Annotated in this window: 15 protein-coding genes and 1 tRNA gene; 9 read left to right on the forward strand and 7 right to left on the reverse strand. The window is 62.1% G+C overall.

Annotated elements, in window-relative coordinates; all coding sequences use genetic code 11:
- Positions 1 to 48 precede the first annotated feature (48 nt).
- From RhoBH5_RS04360 to RhoBH5_RS04370, 3 genes are all read left to right on the forward strand, one after another.
- Positions 49 to 1497, forward strand: coding sequence for an acyl-CoA dehydrogenase family protein (locus RhoBH5_RS04360; RefSeq protein WP_050655137.1), 1449 nt, complete (start codon positions 49 to 51; stop codon positions 1495 to 1497).
- A gap of 27 nt (positions 1498 to 1524) precedes the next feature.
- Entirely contained in the window at positions 1525 to 2730 is a 1206-nt protein-coding gene (locus RhoBH5_RS04365) for an acyl-CoA dehydrogenase family protein (RefSeq protein WP_003942363.1), read from the forward strand.
- A gap of 156 nt (positions 2731 to 2886) precedes the next feature.
- A complete protein-coding gene (locus RhoBH5_RS04370; RefSeq protein WP_042450089.1) occupies positions 2887 to 4521 on the forward strand; it encodes an acyl-CoA synthetase in 1635 nt (544 codons plus the stop codon).
- 6 nt (positions 4522 to 4527) lie between these two features.
- Here the strand turns inward: RhoBH5_RS04370 and RhoBH5_RS04375 are convergent, their stop codons facing one another.
- From RhoBH5_RS04375 to RhoBH5_RS04385, 3 genes are read right to left on the reverse strand one after another with little or no spacing between them, the layout of a single operon-like run.
- Positions 4528 to 5856, reverse strand: coding sequence for an amidohydrolase family protein (locus RhoBH5_RS04375; protein WP_218748855.1), 1329 nt, complete (start codon positions 5854 to 5856; stop codon positions 4528 to 4530).
- A 40-nt stretch (positions 5857 to 5896) separates the two neighbouring features.
- Positions 5897 to 6874 (reverse strand): isopenicillin N synthase family dioxygenase, encoded by a 978-nt coding sequence (locus tag RhoBH5_RS04380; protein ID WP_003942293.1) that lies wholly within the window; start codon positions 6872 to 6874, stop codon positions 5897 to 5899.
- 15 nt (positions 6875 to 6889) lie between these two features.
- The gene (locus RhoBH5_RS04385) at positions 6890 to 8080 is read right to left on the reverse strand and encodes a hypothetical protein (RefSeq protein WP_007731279.1); all 1191 of its coding nucleotides are present in this window, start codon (positions 8078 to 8080) and stop codon (positions 6890 to 6892) included.
- 251 nt (positions 8081 to 8331) lie between these two features.
- On the opposite strand from RhoBH5_RS04385, the gene RhoBH5_RS04390 reads away from it, so the two are divergent.
- From RhoBH5_RS04390 to RhoBH5_RS04405, 4 genes are read left to right on the forward strand one after another with little or no spacing between them, the layout of a single operon-like run.
- Positions 8332 to 9114, forward strand: coding sequence for an ABC transporter ATP-binding protein (locus RhoBH5_RS04390; RefSeq protein WP_003942349.1), 783 nt, complete (start codon positions 8332 to 8334; stop codon positions 9112 to 9114).
- Positions 9111 to 10016, forward strand: a complete 906-nt coding sequence (locus RhoBH5_RS04395) for an ABC transporter permease (protein WP_270007979.1) — start codon at positions 9111 to 9113, stop codon at positions 10014 to 10016. Before RhoBH5_RS04390 ends, RhoBH5_RS04395 begins: the two co-directional genes overlap by 4 nt.
- Positions 10013 to 11083: an isopenicillin N synthase family dioxygenase gene (locus tag RhoBH5_RS04400; protein WP_058039107.1), complete on the forward strand. Its 1071-nt coding sequence runs from the start codon at positions 10013 to 10015 to the stop codon at positions 11081 to 11083. Before RhoBH5_RS04395 ends, RhoBH5_RS04400 begins: the two co-directional genes overlap by 4 nt.
- 47 nt (positions 11084 to 11130) lie before the next feature.
- Positions 11131 to 11775, forward strand: coding sequence for a GntR family transcriptional regulator (locus RhoBH5_RS04405; protein ID WP_007731273.1), 645 nt, complete (start codon positions 11131 to 11133; stop codon positions 11773 to 11775).
- 4 nt (positions 11776 to 11779) lie between these two features.
- Here the strand turns inward: RhoBH5_RS04405 and RhoBH5_RS04410 are convergent, their stop codons facing one another.
- Positions 11780 to 12556, reverse strand: a complete 777-nt coding sequence (locus RhoBH5_RS04410) for an esterase/lipase family protein (RefSeq protein WP_270007980.1) — start codon at positions 12554 to 12556, stop codon at positions 11780 to 11782.
- 72 nt (positions 12557 to 12628) lie between these two features.
- Positions 12629 to 12702 (reverse strand) — tRNA-Met (locus RhoBH5_RS04415).
- Between the two features lie 450 nt (positions 12703 to 13152).
- On the opposite strand from RhoBH5_RS04415, the gene RhoBH5_RS04420 reads away from it, so the two are divergent.
- Positions 13153 to 13707 carry a transglycosylase family protein gene (locus RhoBH5_RS04420; protein WP_003942299.1) on the forward strand — a complete coding sequence of 185 codons (555 nt, stop codon included), beginning with the start codon at positions 13153 to 13155 and terminating at the stop codon, positions 13705 to 13707.
- 88 nt (positions 13708 to 13795) lie between these two features.
- Here RhoBH5_RS04420 and RhoBH5_RS04425 read toward each other — a convergent pair whose 3' ends face one another.
- Positions 13796 to 16771: a UPF0182 family protein gene (locus RhoBH5_RS04425; RefSeq protein ID WP_030534991.1), complete on the reverse strand. Its 2976-nt coding sequence runs from the start codon at positions 16769 to 16771 to the stop codon at positions 13796 to 13798.
- Positions 16772 to 16939: 168 nt separating this feature from the next.
- On the opposite strand from RhoBH5_RS04425, the gene RhoBH5_RS04430 reads away from it, so the two are divergent.
- Positions 16940 to 17542 (forward strand): PPA1309 family protein, encoded by a 603-nt coding sequence (locus tag RhoBH5_RS04430; RefSeq protein ID WP_003942343.1) that lies wholly within the window; start codon positions 16940 to 16942, stop codon positions 17540 to 17542.
- A 26-nt stretch (positions 17543 to 17568) separates the two neighbouring features.
- On the opposite strand, the gene RhoBH5_RS04435 is transcribed toward RhoBH5_RS04430, so the two are convergent.
- On the reverse strand, positions 17569 to 18591 hold the full coding sequence (locus RhoBH5_RS04435; RefSeq protein WP_054187616.1) for a YlbL family protein: 1023 nt from the start codon (positions 18589 to 18591) through the stop codon (positions 17569 to 17571).
- Positions 18592 to 18594 lie beyond the last annotated feature (3 nt).

Consider the following 18594-nt stretch of genomic DNA (forward strand, 5'->3'; position numbering starts at 1 on the left):
ATGAGTAAGATAAGGATCGTCCAACGCCCCAACACCGAGAAACAGCTGGTGATCATGACCAAGCAAGACAGTGTTGCCCCCGACAAGAGCGCTCAGCGCAGCGAATCGGGCGCGCAGCGCGGCGGCGCCAAGGGTGCGCCCCGCGACACGTCCGCCGTCGGCCTGAACCCGATCAAACGCGACGCCATGGGCGCAGCCATGCGTGTGCTTACCAAGATCACCGGTTCGGAACTGGCCGAGAAGTTCAATCTGCGTCAGACCATCGATCGCGTGACCTACGAGGGCACCAAGACGGGCTTCAAAACCCTGGGTGCCGCCACTCGAGGATTCCAGAAGGTCTCGGGCAACGGCGCACCCAAGCGCCTGCCCGACAACCCGAGCAAGAACGCCGACTACTTCGATCTGACCCCCGACGACGACCAGAAGATGATCGTCGAGACCGTGCGCGAGTTCGCGGCCGAGATCCTGCGTCCCGCAGCGCACGACGCCGACGGCGCAGCGCAGGCACCCGCCGATCTCTCCAAGCGCGCAGCCGAGCTCGGCATCACGCTGATCAATGTTCCCGAAGAACTCGACGGAGCAGCTGCCGATCGCGGCGCAGTCACCAATTCTCTTGTTGCCGAGGCACTTGCGCACGGAGACATGGGGCTTGCACTTCCGATCCTCGCACCCAGCGGCGTTGCAGTCGCACTGACGCAGTGGGGCACCGACGCGCAGCAGAAGACCTACCTTCCGGCCTTCACCGGCGAGCAGGTCCCCGGCGCAGCAGTGGTGGTCAACGAACCACGCGCACTGTTCGATCCGTTTGCCCTGCAGACCAAGGCAGTTCGCTCCCCCAGCGGCTACAAGCTCAACGGCGTCAAGAGCTTGGTGCCCGCCGCGGCTACGTCCGAGCTCTTCGTCATCGCCGCAGAACTCGACGGCAAGCCGTCCTTCTTCATCGTCGAATCCGACACCAAGGGACTCGTCGTCGAAGCAGATCCCAGCATGGGACTGCGCGCCGCAGGCCTGGGTCGCCTGATCCTCACCGATGTCGCTGTGCCGGAGTCCGCACTGCTCGGCGACGGTGACGCCGAGCAGCGCAAGGCCGAATACGCCGACGCGATTCGCCTGGCTCGCCTCGGTTGGGCGTCCATGGCCGTCGGAACCAGCCAGGCAGTTCTCGACTACGTGATTCCGTACGTCAACGAGCGCGAAGCGTTCGGCGAGCCGATCAGCCACCGCCAGGCGGTTGCCTTCATGGTCGCCAACATCGGCATCGAACTCGACGGACTGCGCCTGGTCACGCTTCGGGGCGCTTCACGCGCCGAGCAGGGCTTGTCCTTCGCTCGCGAATCCGCTCTGGCCCGGAAGCTGGCTTCCGAGAAGGGCATGCAGATCGGCCTCGACGGTGTGCAACTCCTCGGTGGACACGGGTTCACCAAGGAACACCCGGTCGAGCGCTGGTACCGCGACCTCCGTGCCATCGGCGTTGCCGAGGGCATCGTCCTCATCTGACGCCGCTGAACTTCCAGGAGAACCACGATGATCAACCTCGAACTTCCCAAGAAGCTCAAAGCATCAGCGAACCAGGCACATCAGGTCGCGGCGCAGATCTTCCGACCCATTTCACGTAAGTACGATCTTGCCGAGCACGAGTACCCGGTCGAGCTCGACACCATGGCTGCCATGGTGGAAGGCCTCTCCGATTCCGGTGGAGACATCGGCGGTGCCAGCGGCGGACGGTCCGACGCGAGCGCCAAGGGTGGCAACGCCAACGGCGGCAACATGTCTGCGCTCCTCAACTCGCTCGAAACGTCTTGGGGCGACGTCGGACTCATGCTCTCGATCCCCTACCAGGGGCTCGGCAACGCCGCGATCGCCGCAGTGTCAACCGACGAACAGCTCGAACGTTTCGGCAAGGTGTGGGCCTCGATGGCCATCACCGAACCGAGTTTCGGTTCCGACTCCGCCGCCGTGACCACCACCGCCGTTCTCGACGGCGACGAGTGGGTTCTCAACGGCGAGAAGATCTTCGTCACCGCCGGTGAGCGTTCGACGCACATCGTCGTGTGGGCGTCGGTCGACAAGTCGAAGGGCCGAGCGGCCATCAAGTCGTTCGTCGTTCCGCGTGACGCACCGGGCCTGAGCGTTGCTCGCCTCGAGCACAAGCTGGGCATCAAGGCCTCCGACACCGCAGTACTCCTGCTCCAGGATTGCCGCATTCCCGCGGACAACATCCTCGGCAGCCCGGAGGTCAACGTGGAGCAGGGCTTTGCCGGCGTCATGCAGACGTTCGACAACACCCGGCCCCTCGTTGCAGCCATGGCCGTCGGCGTCGGACGCGCAGCTCTCGAAGAACTGCGCGGCATCCTGACCGAAGCCGGTGTCGAGATCTCCTACGACACACCGGTCTACAACCAGCATGCAGCTGCAGCCGAGTTCATCCGTTTGGAAGCCGACTGGGAGGCCGCGTACCTGCTGTCTCTGCGCGCGGCGTGGATGGCCGACAACAAGAAGCCGAACTCGCTCGAAGCGTCCATGTCCAAGGCGAAGGCCGGCCGCACCGGCACCGACGTGACGCTCAAGGCAGTCGAGTTGGCCGGCACTTACGGCTACTCGCAGCGCCCGTTGCTCGAGAAGTGGGGCCGCGACTCGAAGATTCTCGACATCTTCGAGGGCACCCAGCAGATCCAGCAGCTGATCGTCGCACGCCGCCTGCTCGGAAAGTCGTCCGCCGAACTGAAGTGACGGTCGCACGGACCAGATCCCGAAACACTCCGCCCCTCCACCTTTCGAGGCGGCGGGGCGGAGTGCTCGGTCGCCATCGTGAAACTTCACCACCGAAACCTGATTGCGCATTAGTGTGTAATCAGTCCTACAACGACGCTCGGAAGAGGTTCACGTATGCCCGGATTGGTCACCAAGGTCACTGACACCATCGGCGCGGCGGGGGTCATGTTCCGAGCCGGACTCGTCCCGTTCCCTCGCCTCGATCGCGGGCTCAAATCCATTGCAGCCGTGGACAAGTACGGACCCTTTGCCGGGCCGGTCCATGCACACGCCGAGAACGGCTACGATGCGGTGGCGGTCATCGACGAGCGCGGACCCATCACCTATGCCGAGCTCGAGCGTCAGAGCAACGCGTTGGTCCGGGCGTGGCAGGCCGACGGCATCACCTCCGACTCCGTCATGGGTGCGATGTGCCGTAACCATCGAGGCTTGGTCCTGACCATGCTGGCGGCAGCAAAGAACGGAACGAAGCTCGTTCTCATGAACACGGGCTTCGCTCGGCCCCAACTCGTGGACGTCGCCGCGCGGGAGAAGGTGGTCGCCTTCGTCTACGACGACGAGTTCGCGGACATCGCCGATGCCTTGCCGGACGACGTCGTCGTCTATCGTTCCTGGCCAGAGGGCACGGCCGCTGACGGTTCCACGGCAGCCACTCTCGACGAGGCCATCGCCGGACGCACCACGTCGTCGGTGCCGGCACCCGAGAAGAACGGTGGCTTCGTCCTCCTCACCAGCGGCACAACGGGAACTCCCAAGGGTGCGCCGCGTGGCCACACCTCCCCTCTCGCGTCGGCGCAGTTCCTCGACCGCGTGCCGTTGCGCCGCGGACAGACCATGATGATGGCGGCCCCCGCCTTCCACGGAACCGGTGTCTCGCAGTTCGCTCTCGCGTTGGCGCTCGGCCAGACCGTCGTCATGCATCGAAAGTTCGATCCGGAGAACACGATCAAGCTTGTCGCCCAGTACAAGTGCGACAGTCTGGTCGTGGTCCCGACGATGCTCACTCGCATCATCGACCTCGGTCCCGACGTGCTGTCCAAGTACGACACGTCGAACCTGAAGATCATCTTCTCGGCAGGTTCGTCACTCTCACCCGACCTGTGCAAGCGAGTCACGGCCTCGTTCGGGTACGTCCTCTACAACCTGTACGGATCCACCGAGGTCGCAGTGGCCACGGTCGCGACTCCCGAGGATCTGACCATTGCGCCGGGAACCGCGGGCCGCGCTCCGGTGACCTGTCACGTCGAACTGTTCGACGAGAACAACAAGAAGATCACCACCCCACACACGATCGGCAGGATCTTCGTCGCCAGCGGGCTGAGCTTCGAGGGATACACCGACGGGCGCGACAAGGAACGTATCGACGGACTTCTCTCGACCGGCGACGTCGGACACTTCGACGCCAACGGCCTCCTCTTCGTCGACGGCCGCGACGACGACATGATCGTCTCCGGTGGCGAGAACGTCTACCCGCTCGAAGTCGAGAACCTGCTCGCCGATCGCGAGGACGTCTTGGAAGCGGCAGTCATCGGAGTCGAGGACGCCGACTTCGGGCACCGTCTGCGAGCGTTTGTCGTCGTCGCCCACGGCGCCGACCAGAACTCCGACGAGCTGAAGGATCACGTCCGGTCGAATCTCGCGCGCTACAAGGTTCCCCGCGAGATCGTCTTCATCGACGAACTTCCCCGCAACGCCACCGGAAAGCTGTTGCGCCGCGTCCTGATCGAGATGGAGATCAGCGAAGACTGAGCACAGTCACAAAGCGCTGAGCGTGCGGATCAATTCCGCCTCGTCGACGCGAGTGGAGTGCCCGTCGCGGAGCACGACCTCGCCCGCAACCAACACCGTGTCCACTATCTGACGACTGCCCGTCGTGAGAATGGACGCGCCCGGATCTCGCACCGGGAGGCAACCGAAGTCGCGTTCGAACCGAATCATGGTGAGGTCGGCGGGATCACCCACGGAGATCCCGCCGGACCTGGCCGGCAGACCGAGTGCTGCGTTTGCACCGCCGGATGCGATGTCGATCATGGCTTCGAAGCCGAGCAGGTCGGCGCGGCCGCGCGCGGCTCGCTGCACATAGGCGCCGGTGCGCAGCGTCTCGAGCATGTCCTGAGTATCGTTGCTGGCTGCGCCGTCCACACCCAACCCCACCGCGATCCCCGCGTCGAGGAAACTCGGGACGGGCGCGATTCCGCTACCGAGCCGCATGTTGCTGACGGGGTTGTACGACACTCCGACGCCGCGCTCCGCCAGCACCTTCTGACCACGGTCGTCGAGTTCGACGCAGTGGACCGCCAGCACCCGGTCCCACAAGAACCCATGGGAATCCAGGTAGTCGACCGCGTTCATGCCCGCGTGTTCGGTACACATCGTGTTGTCGGTCTGCGTCTCGAGCAGGTGAATCGAGACCGTCAGGTCGCGAGCCTGCGCGAACTCACGCACTTCCGACATCCCCTCCGGGGTCAGCGAACGCGGGTTCGGTACCGCGACTGCCACGTCAATGCGGGAACCGGCGACGTCCCGCATCATCTGATCCGTATGTGCGAGAACGTCTCCGAGTGGTTGCATGAGCCGCGGATCGAAGCCCCACTTCCTCGTCTTGTCCGCCCGGTCTGCGGTTCCGCGTCCCAGCACCGCACGAATCCCGGTGTCGTGCAACGCCCGGATCACGGCATCGTGAACCTCGCTGGACGGGTGCGGCCACATGTGTTCGACCAGGGTGGTCGTACCGCTGCGCAATGCCTCCAGCGAGGCTGCGACAGTGGCCGCGTATGCGCGCTCGGGAGTGATCTGAACCGACTCTTCTGCGACCGCGAGTAGCCATTCGAGAAGCGGTGCCCCTTCGGCGATCCCACGCATCAGTGACTGCTGAAGGTGCGTATGGGTGTTGACGAACCCAGGGATCAGATACGCCCCCGATCCGTCCACACTTCCAGGTGTGGCGGTGCCGGTCGACTTCTCGATCGATTCGACCACCCCATTCGAGACGACGACGTCGTGGCCGGTCAGCCATTGCCCGCCGCTGTACAACGTCACGTCCCGGATGATCACGTCGGTCATGTTCTTGGGCGCGGTAGTCATCGCCAGTTCTCCTGAAAGTGTGTGACGGAACGGATACGGATCAACGCGCGAAGTTCGCGCGTACTCGCTGGTCGATGTAGTCCTCGGCAGTGATCGGCGGGTACTTGCCCGCCGGCCCCTCGATGGTCACGTCGCGGTTCGCCTGAGCGAAGAACGCGAGGCTGTAGCGGGCTCCCCGATAGTCGGTGACTCCGGGACTCTTGACTCGATGAAAATTCGACGGCAGGACGTCATCACTCCATCTCATCAGCATGTCGCCGATGTTGCAGGTGATTGCTTCCTCAGCCGGCACCACCGACGTCCATTCCTGGGTGTCCATCTCCTTGCCCGGGCACAGTTGCAAGCCGCCCTGACCGTCACGCTGGAAAAGCAATGTCAGGCAATCGAAATCGGTGTGTGCTCCGGCACGCCACATCCCTTCGACATCTGCGTCGGCGGCAAGGGGGAAGTAGTGGAGTAGTCGCAGCGTGCTCTGGTAGGTGTCCACCGACGGGTCATGTGCCCTGGTGAAGAAGTCTCGTTCGAATCCCAGCTTCTCGGCGAAGCACGACAACAGGTCCATCGCAATGCCCCAGCACTTGGCTTCGAAGTCCAGGATCGTTTCGCGGAATCCGCCCAATTCGTCTGCAGTGGGCCACAGATCACCCATATGCGGGCGGGTCACCTGATAGGACTCTTTCTGATCAGGTGTTCCGATGGACGGACGCACCTGCGTCATGCTCTCCCAGCCGGAGTTGAAACCCTTCTTGAGCGGATACTGCGCTTTGACCTCAGTGGGCAGTGCAAAGAATCGCTCGGCCGCCGCGAAGGCCTCGCGGACCTGGTCCAGATCGATCCCGTGATTGACGATTTGGAAGAATCCGATGTCGGTTGCTGCCGACCACAACTCCTCGGCGATCTCGCTGCGCCGGTTCTCGAAATCCGAGAGATCGATTCTTCGGACCTCGCGGTCGGTGGTCTCCGTGCCCAGGCCACCCATGCGGGTCTCGCGGTTGAGTTCTGTCATGTCGTAAGTCATTTGCTGTCAGCTCCTTCAGCGGATTCCGATGGACCGATCGGTGAACTTGTCGGTGTAGATCTCTTCTGCAGTCAATGACTGCGGTATCGCCGCACCCCCGGCGTTCAGGATGGGCTTCAGTTCTTCGACGGTGTGAGCGACTCGCGTCATGTCGAACGTGCCGACGGATCCGTCCGCCTCGTTCGCGATCAGGCCCTTCTCTTTCAAGAGTTGGGCACTGAACGCTGCTTCACCCTCGGTGTAGGGAGAGAACGACACGTCCTGCGAGACGACGTCGACAATGGCAGCATTCGCCGTATCCGGTGCAGTGATGTAGTCCGCGGTGGCCTGCTGAATGATCGGAACCAGCTTGCTCAAACACGGGGAGAGTGTCTCGACCTTGTCGGCACGAACGGAAACATTGGACGCGTAGATGTCGAAACCCGAATCTTTCAGCAGGTCATAGGAAACCGGCTTGTCCCACGCCGGCGTCTCCTTCTCGTACGTGTACGGTTCCGAATTCGCGAATCCTTGCTGAGCGATGGTCGGGTCACCGACAAATCGCGAGGGAGCTCCGTCGTAGCTCGTGTCGAGCTGAGACTGCTTCAGTAGGCCTTTCGCCACGAGCCACTGCGGAAACAGTTGCTCCTTGGAAACGACGACACTCGCGTCGGACTTGCCGATATCGGCAACACTCGCCCATTCCGGATGAGACTCTTTGTCCCACATGAGGATTGCCGGGCTGTACTTGAGCAATGGCGTGACGGCCACAACGGGCTGACTTGCCGCTGCCGCGATCACCTGATCGCCGTGCACCAAGCCGAGAGTGATCGAATCGTCGACGTACATCTGGGAGCTGACGGATTGGAACCCGATTGCCGGTCCCCCGGCCCGCAAGGTCAAGTCGACTCCGGTGTCCTTCCCTCCGGCGACAAGAGTCCCACTGACGGACTTGTCGTCGGTGTCGACCGAATAGCCGGGACCAAGCATCTCGAAGAGCGCCCCCATATCCGACTGTGGCTGCCATTGGAGTTGAACCACAACGTTTTCCGGACAGAGACCCGCTAGGTTCTGAGCCTCGGCAGCTGGTTCGAGAGATTCAGCCTTGGCCGTCTCAGCCTCACTGGAGCTGCACGCAGTCAATCCGATGGCTGCACACATGGCCAGTGCCGCGCCCGCCGCTCCCACACTTCTGCGATTGGAATGCACCTTGCGATTTGAATACACAGCGTCTCCTTCGTGAAAACAATTGGGATGTGGGCGAACCAGGAAGGGTGATCCGATGAGCACACTCTGCAGCACGTGGATTACATGCAATCGACTCGTTGTTTCCATCAGGTAACGTGCGCCAGGATTCTCGCTTCACCTGCAATGTCACCTCACATTTACATTCAGCAACCTAGGCGACATACATGCAATTCAAGATGGTTCATACATATTGAACAACTTTTGCATGCATTATCGAACCGGAGGCTCAGATGGAACTCGCGAACACGATGCAGGATGCCGACGCTCGCAAGCTCACCGCACCGATGCAGATGGTCTTTTCCGATGTCGTCAAGAAGTTCGATACCGGCACTGTCGCGCTGGACGGCATCGATCTGAACGTGGAGCGAGGAGACTTCGTCGCCGTGGTCGGACCCTCCGGCTGCGGCAAGTCGACTTTGTTGCGCATGGCGGCCGGCCTCGAGCGACCGACCAGCGGCGCGGTTGCCCTCGACACCGAATCAGTTGGCTTCATCTTCCAGGAGCCGACTCTCCTCCCCTGGCGAACCGTGCAGGCCAACGTCGAATTGTCCGCCGAACTCGGTGGCGGCGACAAAGCAGCCCGAAAGTTGCGCGCCGACGAGGCAATTCGCGCAGTGGGCCTGGCGGACTTTGCGAAACAACTGCCCAACGCGTTGTCGGGCGGAATGAAGATGCGCGTCTCGTTGGCACGTGCGCTCACCCTCGCACCTGCTGTGATGCTGCTCGACGAACCTTTCGGTGCTCTCGACGAGATGACACGACTGGAGATGCAGGTAGAGCTGCAAAGGCTCTACACCGACAAGGGGTTCACCTCGATGTTCATCACGCACTCGGTATCCGAGGCCGTGTACCTCGCAAACAAGGTGGTCGTCATGACCGCCCGGCCCGGACGAATCCATTCGGTCGTGGACATCGATTTCCCGTACCCGCGTAGCCCGGAACTGCGCTACGACGCCCGATACACCGAACACGTCGCCGAGATCTCGGCCAGTCTCCATGGGAGCTCACGATGACCGAAGTCCTTGCAGTGCAACAGGGCACCACCGCACGCAATTCCGCCGTTCGCACTGATTCTGCGACCGCCGCGCGAGCACAGTCACAGCCCGGACGGCCCTCGCGAATGAGAGCGCTCGGCACCTTCCTTCTCTATCCGCTGCTCTCACTTGCCGGCGCGGTCGCAGCGTGGTCGATCGTCAGCTACCTCGTTCTCTCCCCGGAACGTCGATTTCTCCTTCCGCCGCCGAGTCAAGTACTGACAAAGTCGCTACTCGACTGGAAACACCTCTCTCCCATGCTCGAAGCCCTCGCAGTGACGGCACAGGTAGCACTGGTCGGCTTCGTGGTCGCGGTGGCAGTCGGCGTCGGAACCGGCGTGCTGATGAGCCAGGCCAAGTGGATCGAGCGGATCGTCTATCCCTATGCCGTTGTGCTGCAGGTCATTCCCATCCTCGCCATCGTCCCCCTCATCGGGCTCTGGTTCGGCTACGGTATGACCGCGCGTACCCTGGTGTGTGTTCTCATCGCAGCCTTCCCGATCATCACCAACACACACTTCGGAATGCAATCGGTCGATCGCGGACTGCACGAACTGTTCACCCTCGGCCGCGCGTCCCGTTGGGATCGATTGGTGAAACTCGAACTGCGAGCGGCAATGCCGGCTATTCTCACCGGCATCCGCACCGCCTCCGGCCTTGTTGTCGTCGGTGCCATCATCGGCGACATGTTCTTCGCCAAAGGACAACCCGGGATCGGAACGCTGCTCGACGTCTACCGAAGCCGCCTTCAGTCCGAGGATCTGATCGCCGCGATCGTGATCGCGTCGGTGTTCGGTGTCCTCGTCTTCTCTGCCTTTGGATTCCTCTCACGTGTGCTCGTCGGTAAGTGGCACACGTCCGGCCGCAAGGACTTTAAATGACCCACGAAACTCCTGTCTTCGAGATCCCTACGATCGATATCAGCCCGTACCTCCGCGGCGAGGCAGCGGTTGCAAACGCCACCAACAGCACTGCCTGTGCGGAAGTGGCAGCTCAACTCGATCGCGCGTGCCGGGAGGTCGGATTCATACAGATTGTCGGACACAGCATTCCACGATCGGCGACCGAAGGACTGGCCGACGCTCTCGACGAGTTCTTTGCTCTCCCACTGACGGTGAAGAACAACTATCGCCGTCCCTCGTCCGAGAACCGCGGCTACTCACCACCGAAATCGGAATCACTCAGCATGAGCCTGGGCGTCGCCGCTGCGAACCAGATGAACGATTTCTACGAAGCAATAGTCGTGGGCACAGAGGTGAGCGACTATCCGGGCGTCGACCTACCCGAGTCCAGCTACGCCGCCAACACCTGGCCCGTGGCCGCGCCCGGATTCCGACCGGCAATCGAAGAGTATTTCCGTCATGCCCAGGGCTTGGCACGAATCCTGATGTGCGCCTTTACCGACGCTCTCGGATTGCAGCCCGGGTACTTCGATTCGATGCTCGACCATTCGATCGACGCGATGAAGATGAACAACTACGCACTGCCCGAGGGCGAGATCCGCATCTCCGGCGACATGACGGGAATGGGCGCTCACACCGACTTCGGAATCTTGACCATCCTGTGGGCAGATCGAGTTCCGGGTCTTCAAGTTCTGAGTGCCGACGGCGTATGGCACGACGTCCAACCTGCCGACGGCGCACTCTTGATCAACCTCGGCGACGCGATGGCACGCTGGACGAACGACCGATGGCGCTCGACAGTGCACCGAGTCGACCCACCTATCGTCGATGGTCAGATCATCCGACGTCGCTCTGCCGCATTCTTTTTCGACGGGAACTACGACGCCGTCATCGAAGCACTGCCAGGGACTCTCACACCGGGCGAAGTGGGATACCCGCCGATCACGATCGCTGAGAACATCGCGGCCAAAGTGGCCGGACTGAAAGGCGCGACGGCGCCCGAGGTCGACAGTCGCAGCGCTGACCGGGTGCGCGCCGCTGGATAGCGCTCCCGGGTACCGTCGACATCGTGCAGGATCGAAGTGAGGACAAGATGACCACCACCGAACGAGCTTTACTCACCGAGTCCGTGCACGAGACGCTTCGCGAACTGATCTTTTCGGGCGAGCTGGCGCCGGGGACACCACTGAGTGTTCCCGCGCTGGCGAGCAAGCTCAATGTCAGTCGAACGCCGGTCCGCGAGGCCGTGCAGCAGTTGATCTACGAGGGCATCGCCGTCCACACACGGAATGCGGGTGCAAAAGTCGATTCGCTGGACGCGGAGTCTCTGCGCGCGGTCTTCGAGGTGCGTGAGGTACTCGACGGTCTCGCGGCGTTCAACGCGACGGCCAATGCCACGCACGAAACCGTGTCACAGCTGAACAAGATGGTGCAGGTGCAACGCGAACTTCTCGAGAGCCCGCCGGATCAGCGTCGGGATTCGAAGCTCGACCTCGAGTTCCACACCTTGATTCGTGAGACTGCATGCAATCACCCGCTCAGCGAAGCCCTGCATCGTCTGGATGGTCAGTCACACCTCTACCGTTCGGACATGTGGAGCCTCGAGCTCAATCGGCGGATCGCCGTCACCGAGCACGCACGTATAGTCGCGGCCATCGAATCGGGTGACGCCTTGGGGGCGAGGACTGCCGCGAGCGCACACGTAGCCGGGCTACTCGTCCGAACAACCCGGACCTGAAGCTTTACCGAAATGACGGAAACAGCGTGTCAGGCCAGGTGATGTCGCCGTCGTTCTCGTCCACGAACGTACCGACACAGTCGCGCCCCAAAGCGCTGATCGCTCCCGAGATGACCTCTGGATGCTCGAGCTCGGTGAGGTGGTCTCCTCCGGTTCCGGCCCCGGGAACGCCATCGACGTACACCCGGCACTGGCCCCCGTCCAACCGACCGTCCGCCCACTCGCCCGAACTCTGCACCACCGAATAGTAGGCAGATCCAGGAGTGTCCTCACCGGCATTGAGCTTGGTGAGAACTTCGGAGAACATGCAGGTGTCGTAACCGTCGGCAGGGCCTTGTACGCAGCCACCGGGGCTACCGTACTGTGGCGCACCGATGGCGACGAATGAATCCACTACTTCGGAGCCACCGAGGAACTTCGCGTAGTACCGGGAGCTCAGTCCACCCGCACTGTGCGCGATCACCCCGACGGAGTCAGCGCCGGTAGCGTAGGAGCGAATCGAATCCGCAATCAGCTCGGCGTCGGCCGCAATCATCTTGCCGGGTGCGTCGACGAAGTGTGTCTCGTAGCCCGCAGCGCTCAGTGCCTTGTCGAGGGCGCGGTAGGTCGCCTGGTGCGTTTCTCTCGAGTTGTAGAGCTGCTGCCCCGGAACGATGAAGACCACGCGCTTCGCATCGGTGATCCGCCCACCGGCGGCAGCGCTTCCTGCCGAGAACGCCAGAGCGGTGGTCACCAGCGAAGTAGTCACCGCCATCGCCAAGAGAATCTTCGAGAGTCGCACGTCGCCACCCTACGACGGCTGCGCAAAAAAAGGACCGCCGCACTGGATTCCAGTGCGGCGGTCCTTTTCTAGTAGCGGGGACAGGATTTGAACCTGCGACCTCTGGGTTATGAGCCCAGCGAGCTACCGAGCTGCTCCACCCCGCGATGCATGGACAAAGTTACACGAGCAGGTGAACGGAACGCAAATCGCCTGCGCTGGAGCGAAATACACGCCTGAAAGTCGAAGAATCGGGTGACTGGGTTCACAAAATGCCCGTGAGCATCAACACATAACAAGCATGTAACGAACGTACGTCGAAACGGCATCGGAAAGGCTCTACCAGCACAAACGCTAAAATTTTGGGTCGAGAGCAGACCAGACAGTCCGGAAAATTGCGAATCGACCCTCGTTCGACGCTCCCGTACGGTCGGTCCCGGCCCGAATCAACCGGGCGAACGCCGACCCGCCGCTGCTCCACTCTGCCCCGCGGGATCGGAACCCCCGAAACCTTCGAGGGGCAGAGACACGGAGAGACAAGCGCCCGGGAAAGTCAGCATCATCGCCGACCCGCAGGCCCGCCGATGTCAGCAAGCGCGGAGAGGATTTACCCCGACATGACGTACACCAGCATCAGCAAGCGTGCATTCGGCACATTGGCAGTAGCCGGCGCACTTGTCGCAGTGCCCCTCACCATGAGCACCGGCACCGCTTCCGCAGCCACCCACAACTGGGACGGCGTCGCACAGTGCGAGAGCGGTGGCGACTGGAACATCAACACCGGAAACGGCTACTACGGCGGCCTGCAGTTCTCGCAGAGCACCTGGACCGCCAACGGTGGCACCGGCTCGCCCGCCAACGCTTCCAAGGAAGAGCAGATCCGCGTCGCCGAGAACACCCTGCAGAGCCAGGGCCCCGGCGCATGGCCCGTCTGCGGCCAGCGTCTGACCGTCGCGAGCGAGCCTGCAGTCGAAGAAGCTCCCGCCGCAGCGCCAGCTCCCGTCGCCGAGGCACCCGCAGTTGCTCCCGCCATCGAGATCCCGGCCGAGCTCAAGCCCGCCGCACAGCAGGCTTACGACACCGCTCGTGACCTCGCCGGCCAGTACGGCTTCGCCGCACAGTTCCAGCAGCTCTCCGATGCCAACGCACCGATCGTTGCAGCACTGCGCTGATTCAGCTCGTACAGCTTCACCTGAGAACACAAGAAGGCCCGCCATCCGATCGGATGGCGGGCCTTCTGTGACTCACGAACGAGGTCGACTAACTGGGCGGCAGCGCCTGGTAAGCGTCAACCGCCTTCTGCAGGCGATCCAGCGCGGCTCCGTAACCACTGAAGTCACCAGTCTGTTGCGCAGACTTCAATGCATCCATGGCAGCGTTGACCTCTGCCAGAGCCTTCGACACATCTTCCGATGATGCCGGACCTGTAGGCGTCGTCGGCGCCGTCGGCGCGGGGGTGGTCCCGGTTCCCGCCGGCGGTTCCGTCGTGGCAGTTCCACCCGGTGCGGTGGCAGCACCCGCGGCTCCACCATTGTCGAAGACCTGATCGAGCGCCTCGGCCAACGTGGATGCGTAACCGACACGAACCCTGCTGCCAGCCTTCGCAGACTCCTGGTAACTCACCAGAACTCGGGAAAGCTGCGGGAACGAAGTCGTTGTGTTACTTCGCTCGGTATACATGGGTTCGACGTAGAGAATTCCACCCTCTGCGATCGGCAAGGCCAACTGGTTGCCGTATCGGATCGTGTTGGTTCTCTCCAGCAGTGCCTTCTCCGAGCCCACGCGAGCATCCGAGATCATCGAGTTCTGCGACTGTGACGGACCCTGCGTCTGTTTGTTGACGGGCAACTGCAGAACAGTGATCTTGCCGTAGTCCTTCGGATCCGAATTCACGGTGATGTAAGCCGACAGGAAGTCTCGCTGGAATCCCACCATCGGACTTGTGAGCCGGAACGACGGCGCGCCGGTTTCCTGGTCCCCCACCATCACGTAGTACGGCGGTTCATTTTCCTTCGAATTCTCCACCGTCGGCTCGTTGGGCACCGACCAGAAAGCGTTGTTGGTGAAGAACTCGGTCGGATTGTCGACGTGGTACTTCGCCAACATTTCCCGCTGAACCTTGAACAGGTCTTCGGGATAGCGGAAGTGTGCCCGCAGATCGTCCGAGATATCACTCTGCGGCTTGACCGTGTCCGGGAACACACCCTTCCACGCATTGAGTACCGGGTCGTTGTCGTCGACCTGATAGAGCGTCACGGTGCCGTCGTAGGCATCGACGGTTGCCTTGACCGAGTTGCGGATGTACGAGACTTCCTTCTTCGGCAACAAACGACCGGTCGTTGCATCCACACTGTCCGCGACCAGTCCGTCCAGCGAACTGCGCTGTGCGTACGGGTAGTTCTCCAGCGTGGTGTACGCATCGACGATCCAGACGATCTTGCCGTCGACTGCGGCCGGGTACGCATCTCCGTCAGTGGTCAACCACGGAGCAACCTGACCGACGCGATCGCGAGGATCACGGTTGTAGATGATCTTGGAATCCGAACCGACGGCACCCGAGAAGAGAATGTTCCTCTCCGTGTACTTCGCCGCGAAAGCCAAGCGATTGACCCAGTTTCCGATGGAGACGCCGCCGGAACCGGTGTAGGTGTACTTGGTCTGCTCCGTGTCGTATTCGCGAGCTTCCGAACCACCGGCACCACCGACGATTGCGTAGTCGTCAGCGCCTTGACCGATGACCTCGCCGTAGTAGATGCGCGGTTGATCGACCTTGATGACCTGTGTTCCCGCGTCCTGCGAGGCGATGTCGCTGACCGTGTAGATCGGGTAGCCCGCATTGTTGTTGTTCGCGTTGTCCTTCGTCGGGTCCAGGACCGGCGCAGTGATCTTGTTCGCCGGAGCGGCCACCAAGCCGTCGCCGTGGGTGTAGACCGTGTGCTTGTTGATCCAGTCCGTCTGGTTTCCCTGCAGGTTGTTCGGTGAGATCTCACGCGCCGCCACGATGTAGTCGCGCATCTCACCGTCGATGTCGTAGCGATCGATGTCGAGCGAGGGCGGGAACCCGTAGAAGTTCTGACGCTGTTGCTGCTGGGTGAAAGTGGGCGACAGAATGTTCGGATCGAGGAGACGAGCATTGGCAATAGTGGTGACGTCTGCCGGCACCTCGCGCGGAATTGCGTCGCCGTCACCCGAGTAAGGCTGATATGTGACCTTGTCGTCCGTGATTCCGTAGGCCTGCCTGGTGGCCGCGATGTTCCGCTCGATGTAGGTACTCTCCTTGTCCGCCGCGTTGGGCTTGACGGAGAACTGCTCGACGATCATCGGCCAGACTGCGCCTACGAGCACGGACGAGAGAACCAGCAGAGCAACGGCCATAGCCGGGATACGAAGGTCGCGGGTGAAGATCGCAGCGAAGAAAGCCAAAGCACAGATGATCGCGATGGACATCAATATCAGCTTTGCCGGGAGCACAGCCATGATGTCCGTGTACCCCGGGCCGGTGAACGTCGGCTCTTTACGGCCGCTCGAAAGCAACGAGTAGCGATCGAGCCAGTAGGCGACGGCCTTCAACAGCACGAAAGTGCCGGCCAGAACAGCCAACTGCACACGAGCGGCGGTAGTGAACGTCCCCGCTCGTCCGGCCAATTTGATTCCACCGAAAACGTAGTGGGTGATCAGATTTGCCACGAAAGCCAGCAGGATCGAGACGAACAACCAGTTGAGAACGAAACGGTAGAACGGCAGATCGAACGTGTAGAAGCTGACGTCCATGTTGAACTGCGGATCGGTGATACCGAATGCCTGGCCGTTGAGGAACAACTGGATAGTGACCCAGTTGGCCTGCGCGATGAGACCGGACAGGATGCCGATCGCTACCGGAATGATCACGCCGAACAGACGAAGACGCGACATAACGGTGGTGCGGTAGCGCGCGATCGGATCATTGGGCCCGGAGACAGGGACGAACACCGGGCGTGCGCGGTACGCGAGAAGCATCGCGAGCCACACGATGGCGCCGACGACAATTCCGACGACCAGGAAGAGCACGAATCGCGTCAGCAGAACCTTGGTGAACACACCACGGAAGCCGACTTCGCCGAACCACAACCAGTCCGTGTACATGCCGATCAGTCGCGGCCCCACGAGCAGCAAGGCCGCCACTACGACAGCCACCACCAACAAGATTCGACTGCGTCTGGACAGAGAGGGTAAACCTGCGGGGGGCCGCATGCCCACGTGCCACGCTCCAAGATTTGGCGACGCCGTGGCGTCGCAACCGATTGCATCGATCACTGCGGCCACGCCCGAGTGGACTTGGCCGTTTCCGACCACTCTACGTAACAACGGTCACGGGTTGACAACACGGAGAGCGGGGAGCCGGACAGAAGGTGGGAGGATGAACGCGTGAGTGAAGAGAATATGAGCAGATCACCGAGTGCCCTCGCCCGGTGCGTTCATGAAGTTGTCGACCACATCGACGCCGAAGGCTGGGATCAGCCTCCGAAGCTGTACGCGTTGGTACCCACCGAAATGCTCGCCGCGGCCGAACCCGGACTGCTCGACCAACTCGCCGAGGGCGCCGAATACACACCGATCGAACAGGAATCGCTTCCCGAGGACATCATCGGCGGTTCACGGGCACTCGACGAGTTCCTGGCAACGACGCATTGGCCCGAGTCCGTGCAGGGTTGCATCCTGGTTCAGGAGATCGTCGTCCTGCCGCCCGAGGCGGAATCGGATCTCGATCACGCCACGGCGCCGGTATTGACCGATCAGCATGCTGCGGACGAGGTCGCTCGACTGACGGCCGACGCGCATCCCGATCGACGCGAGGCTCGACTGTTCGTCGGCGTGCTCCGTGACGGTCCCTCGCTGTCGCTCCTACAGATGCGTCCCGACGAGGATGCGGATCCGTACGGTGACTTGGAACTGCTCACCTACGACGGTCTTGCACCTCACCTCGTGCACGCCCTGTACGCGACGCTCGACGAGGTCGAAGAAGACTGACAGAGTCGTCGGCGGCCAGGCAGCTTTCAGCAGCGGGGTGCGTCGCCACCCGTGTTGAGGCTTTCGAGTGAGTCCACTGCGCCGGGCAGGTTGTCGACCTTGACGAGTCGAAGCCCGTCCGGCGCATTCTGTTTCGCCTCGTCACAGTTCTGGGCCGGCACGAGGAAGGTCTCAGCACCGGCTTGGGACGCGGCGATCAACTTGTACCTGATGCCGCCGATCGGACCGACCTCGCCGTCGGAGTCGATGGTGCCCGTTCCGGCTACGAACTTTCCGCCGTTGAGCTCCCCCGGAGTCAGCTTGTCGACCAAGGCCAGTGTGAACATCAGTCCGGCAGAAGGACCGCCGATGTCGGCGAGATTGAACTGCACGGTGAAGGGAACGTCCGGGACCTCGCTGGGTGTGACGCCGAGGTAACCCGATTCGGGCTTGTTGGGCCGCGCCCCGACGGTGACCGGCACAACGGTCTCCACACCCTCACGAAGGACGGTGACGTCGATCGCGGTGCCGGGCGCGATCGCACCGACCGTGTCCTGAACGCCGGTGATGGTGGTTACCGGAGTGTCGCCGATCTTGACCAGGACGTCGCCTTCTTGCAGGGCACCCGCAGCGGGACCGTCCGGAGTCACCTTCGAAACAGTCAGTGCCACCGGCTTGCCGAGAAAGTGCAGTGCCGCCAACTCGGCACTGTCCTCGGATTGCTGGAAGTCGGCCGTGTTGGCCTGCTGAATCTCTTCCTTCGACTTCTCGGGCGGATAGATCTCCGAGCGAGGGACGAGTCCGTTGCTGCCACTCGCCCACAGTCCGAACGCTTCGAAGATGTTGAGGCCGTCGCGAACCGACACCGTTGTCATGTTGAGGTTGCCGTCGGTGGGATCGACCTCGGTCCCCTGGATGTCCACGACGGGCTTACCGTCGACGTCGCCGAGCGTGTTGAAGGTGGGGCCCGGACCGAGTGCGACATAAGGAACAGTGACCATTGTTCCGACGACTCCCAACACGACGATGGGTGCGAGTGCGGCCAAGAGCGTCACTATCCGTCGATTCACCTG

This window comes from Rhodococcus sp. BH5 (genome assembly GCF_027583855.1).
GTDB classification, from domain to species: Bacteria; Actinomycetota; Actinomycetes; order Mycobacteriales; family Mycobacteriaceae; genus Rhodococcus_F; species Rhodococcus_F qingshengii.

What these genes read in the sequence shown, in the direction of transcription:
- RhoBH5_RS04405 (WP_007731273.1), top strand. Translation starts at nt 11,131, where the DNA reads ATGACCACCACCGAACGAGCTTTACTCACCGAGTCCGTGCACGAGACG.
- RhoBH5_RS04370 (WP_042450089.1), top strand. Translation starts at nt 2,887, where the DNA reads ATGCCCGGATTGGTCACCAAGGTCACTGACACCATCGGCGCGGCGGGG.
- RhoBH5_RS04380 (WP_003942293.1), bottom strand. Translation starts at nt 6,874, where the DNA reads ATGACTTACGACATGACAGAACTCAACCGCGAGACCCGCATGGGTGGC.
- RhoBH5_RS04365 (WP_003942363.1), top strand. Translation starts at nt 1,525, where the DNA reads ATGATCAACCTCGAACTTCCCAAGAAGCTCAAAGCATCAGCGAACCAG.
- RhoBH5_RS04400 (WP_058039107.1), top strand. Translation starts at nt 10,013, where the DNA reads ATGACCCACGAAACTCCTGTCTTCGAGATCCCTACGATCGATATCAGC.
- RhoBH5_RS04420 (WP_003942299.1), top strand. Translation starts at nt 13,153, where the DNA reads ATGACGTACACCAGCATCAGCAAGCGTGCATTCGGCACATTGGCAGTA.
- RhoBH5_RS04395 (WP_270007979.1), top strand. Translation starts at nt 9,111, where the DNA reads ATGACCGAAGTCCTTGCAGTGCAACAGGGCACCACCGCACGCAATTCC.
- RhoBH5_RS04375 (WP_218748855.1), bottom strand. Translation starts at nt 5,856, where the DNA reads ATGACTACCGCGCCCAAGAACATGACCGACGTGATCATCCGGGACGTG.
- RhoBH5_RS04390 (WP_003942349.1), top strand. Translation starts at nt 8,332, where the DNA reads ATGGAACTCGCGAACACGATGCAGGATGCCGACGCTCGCAAGCTCACC.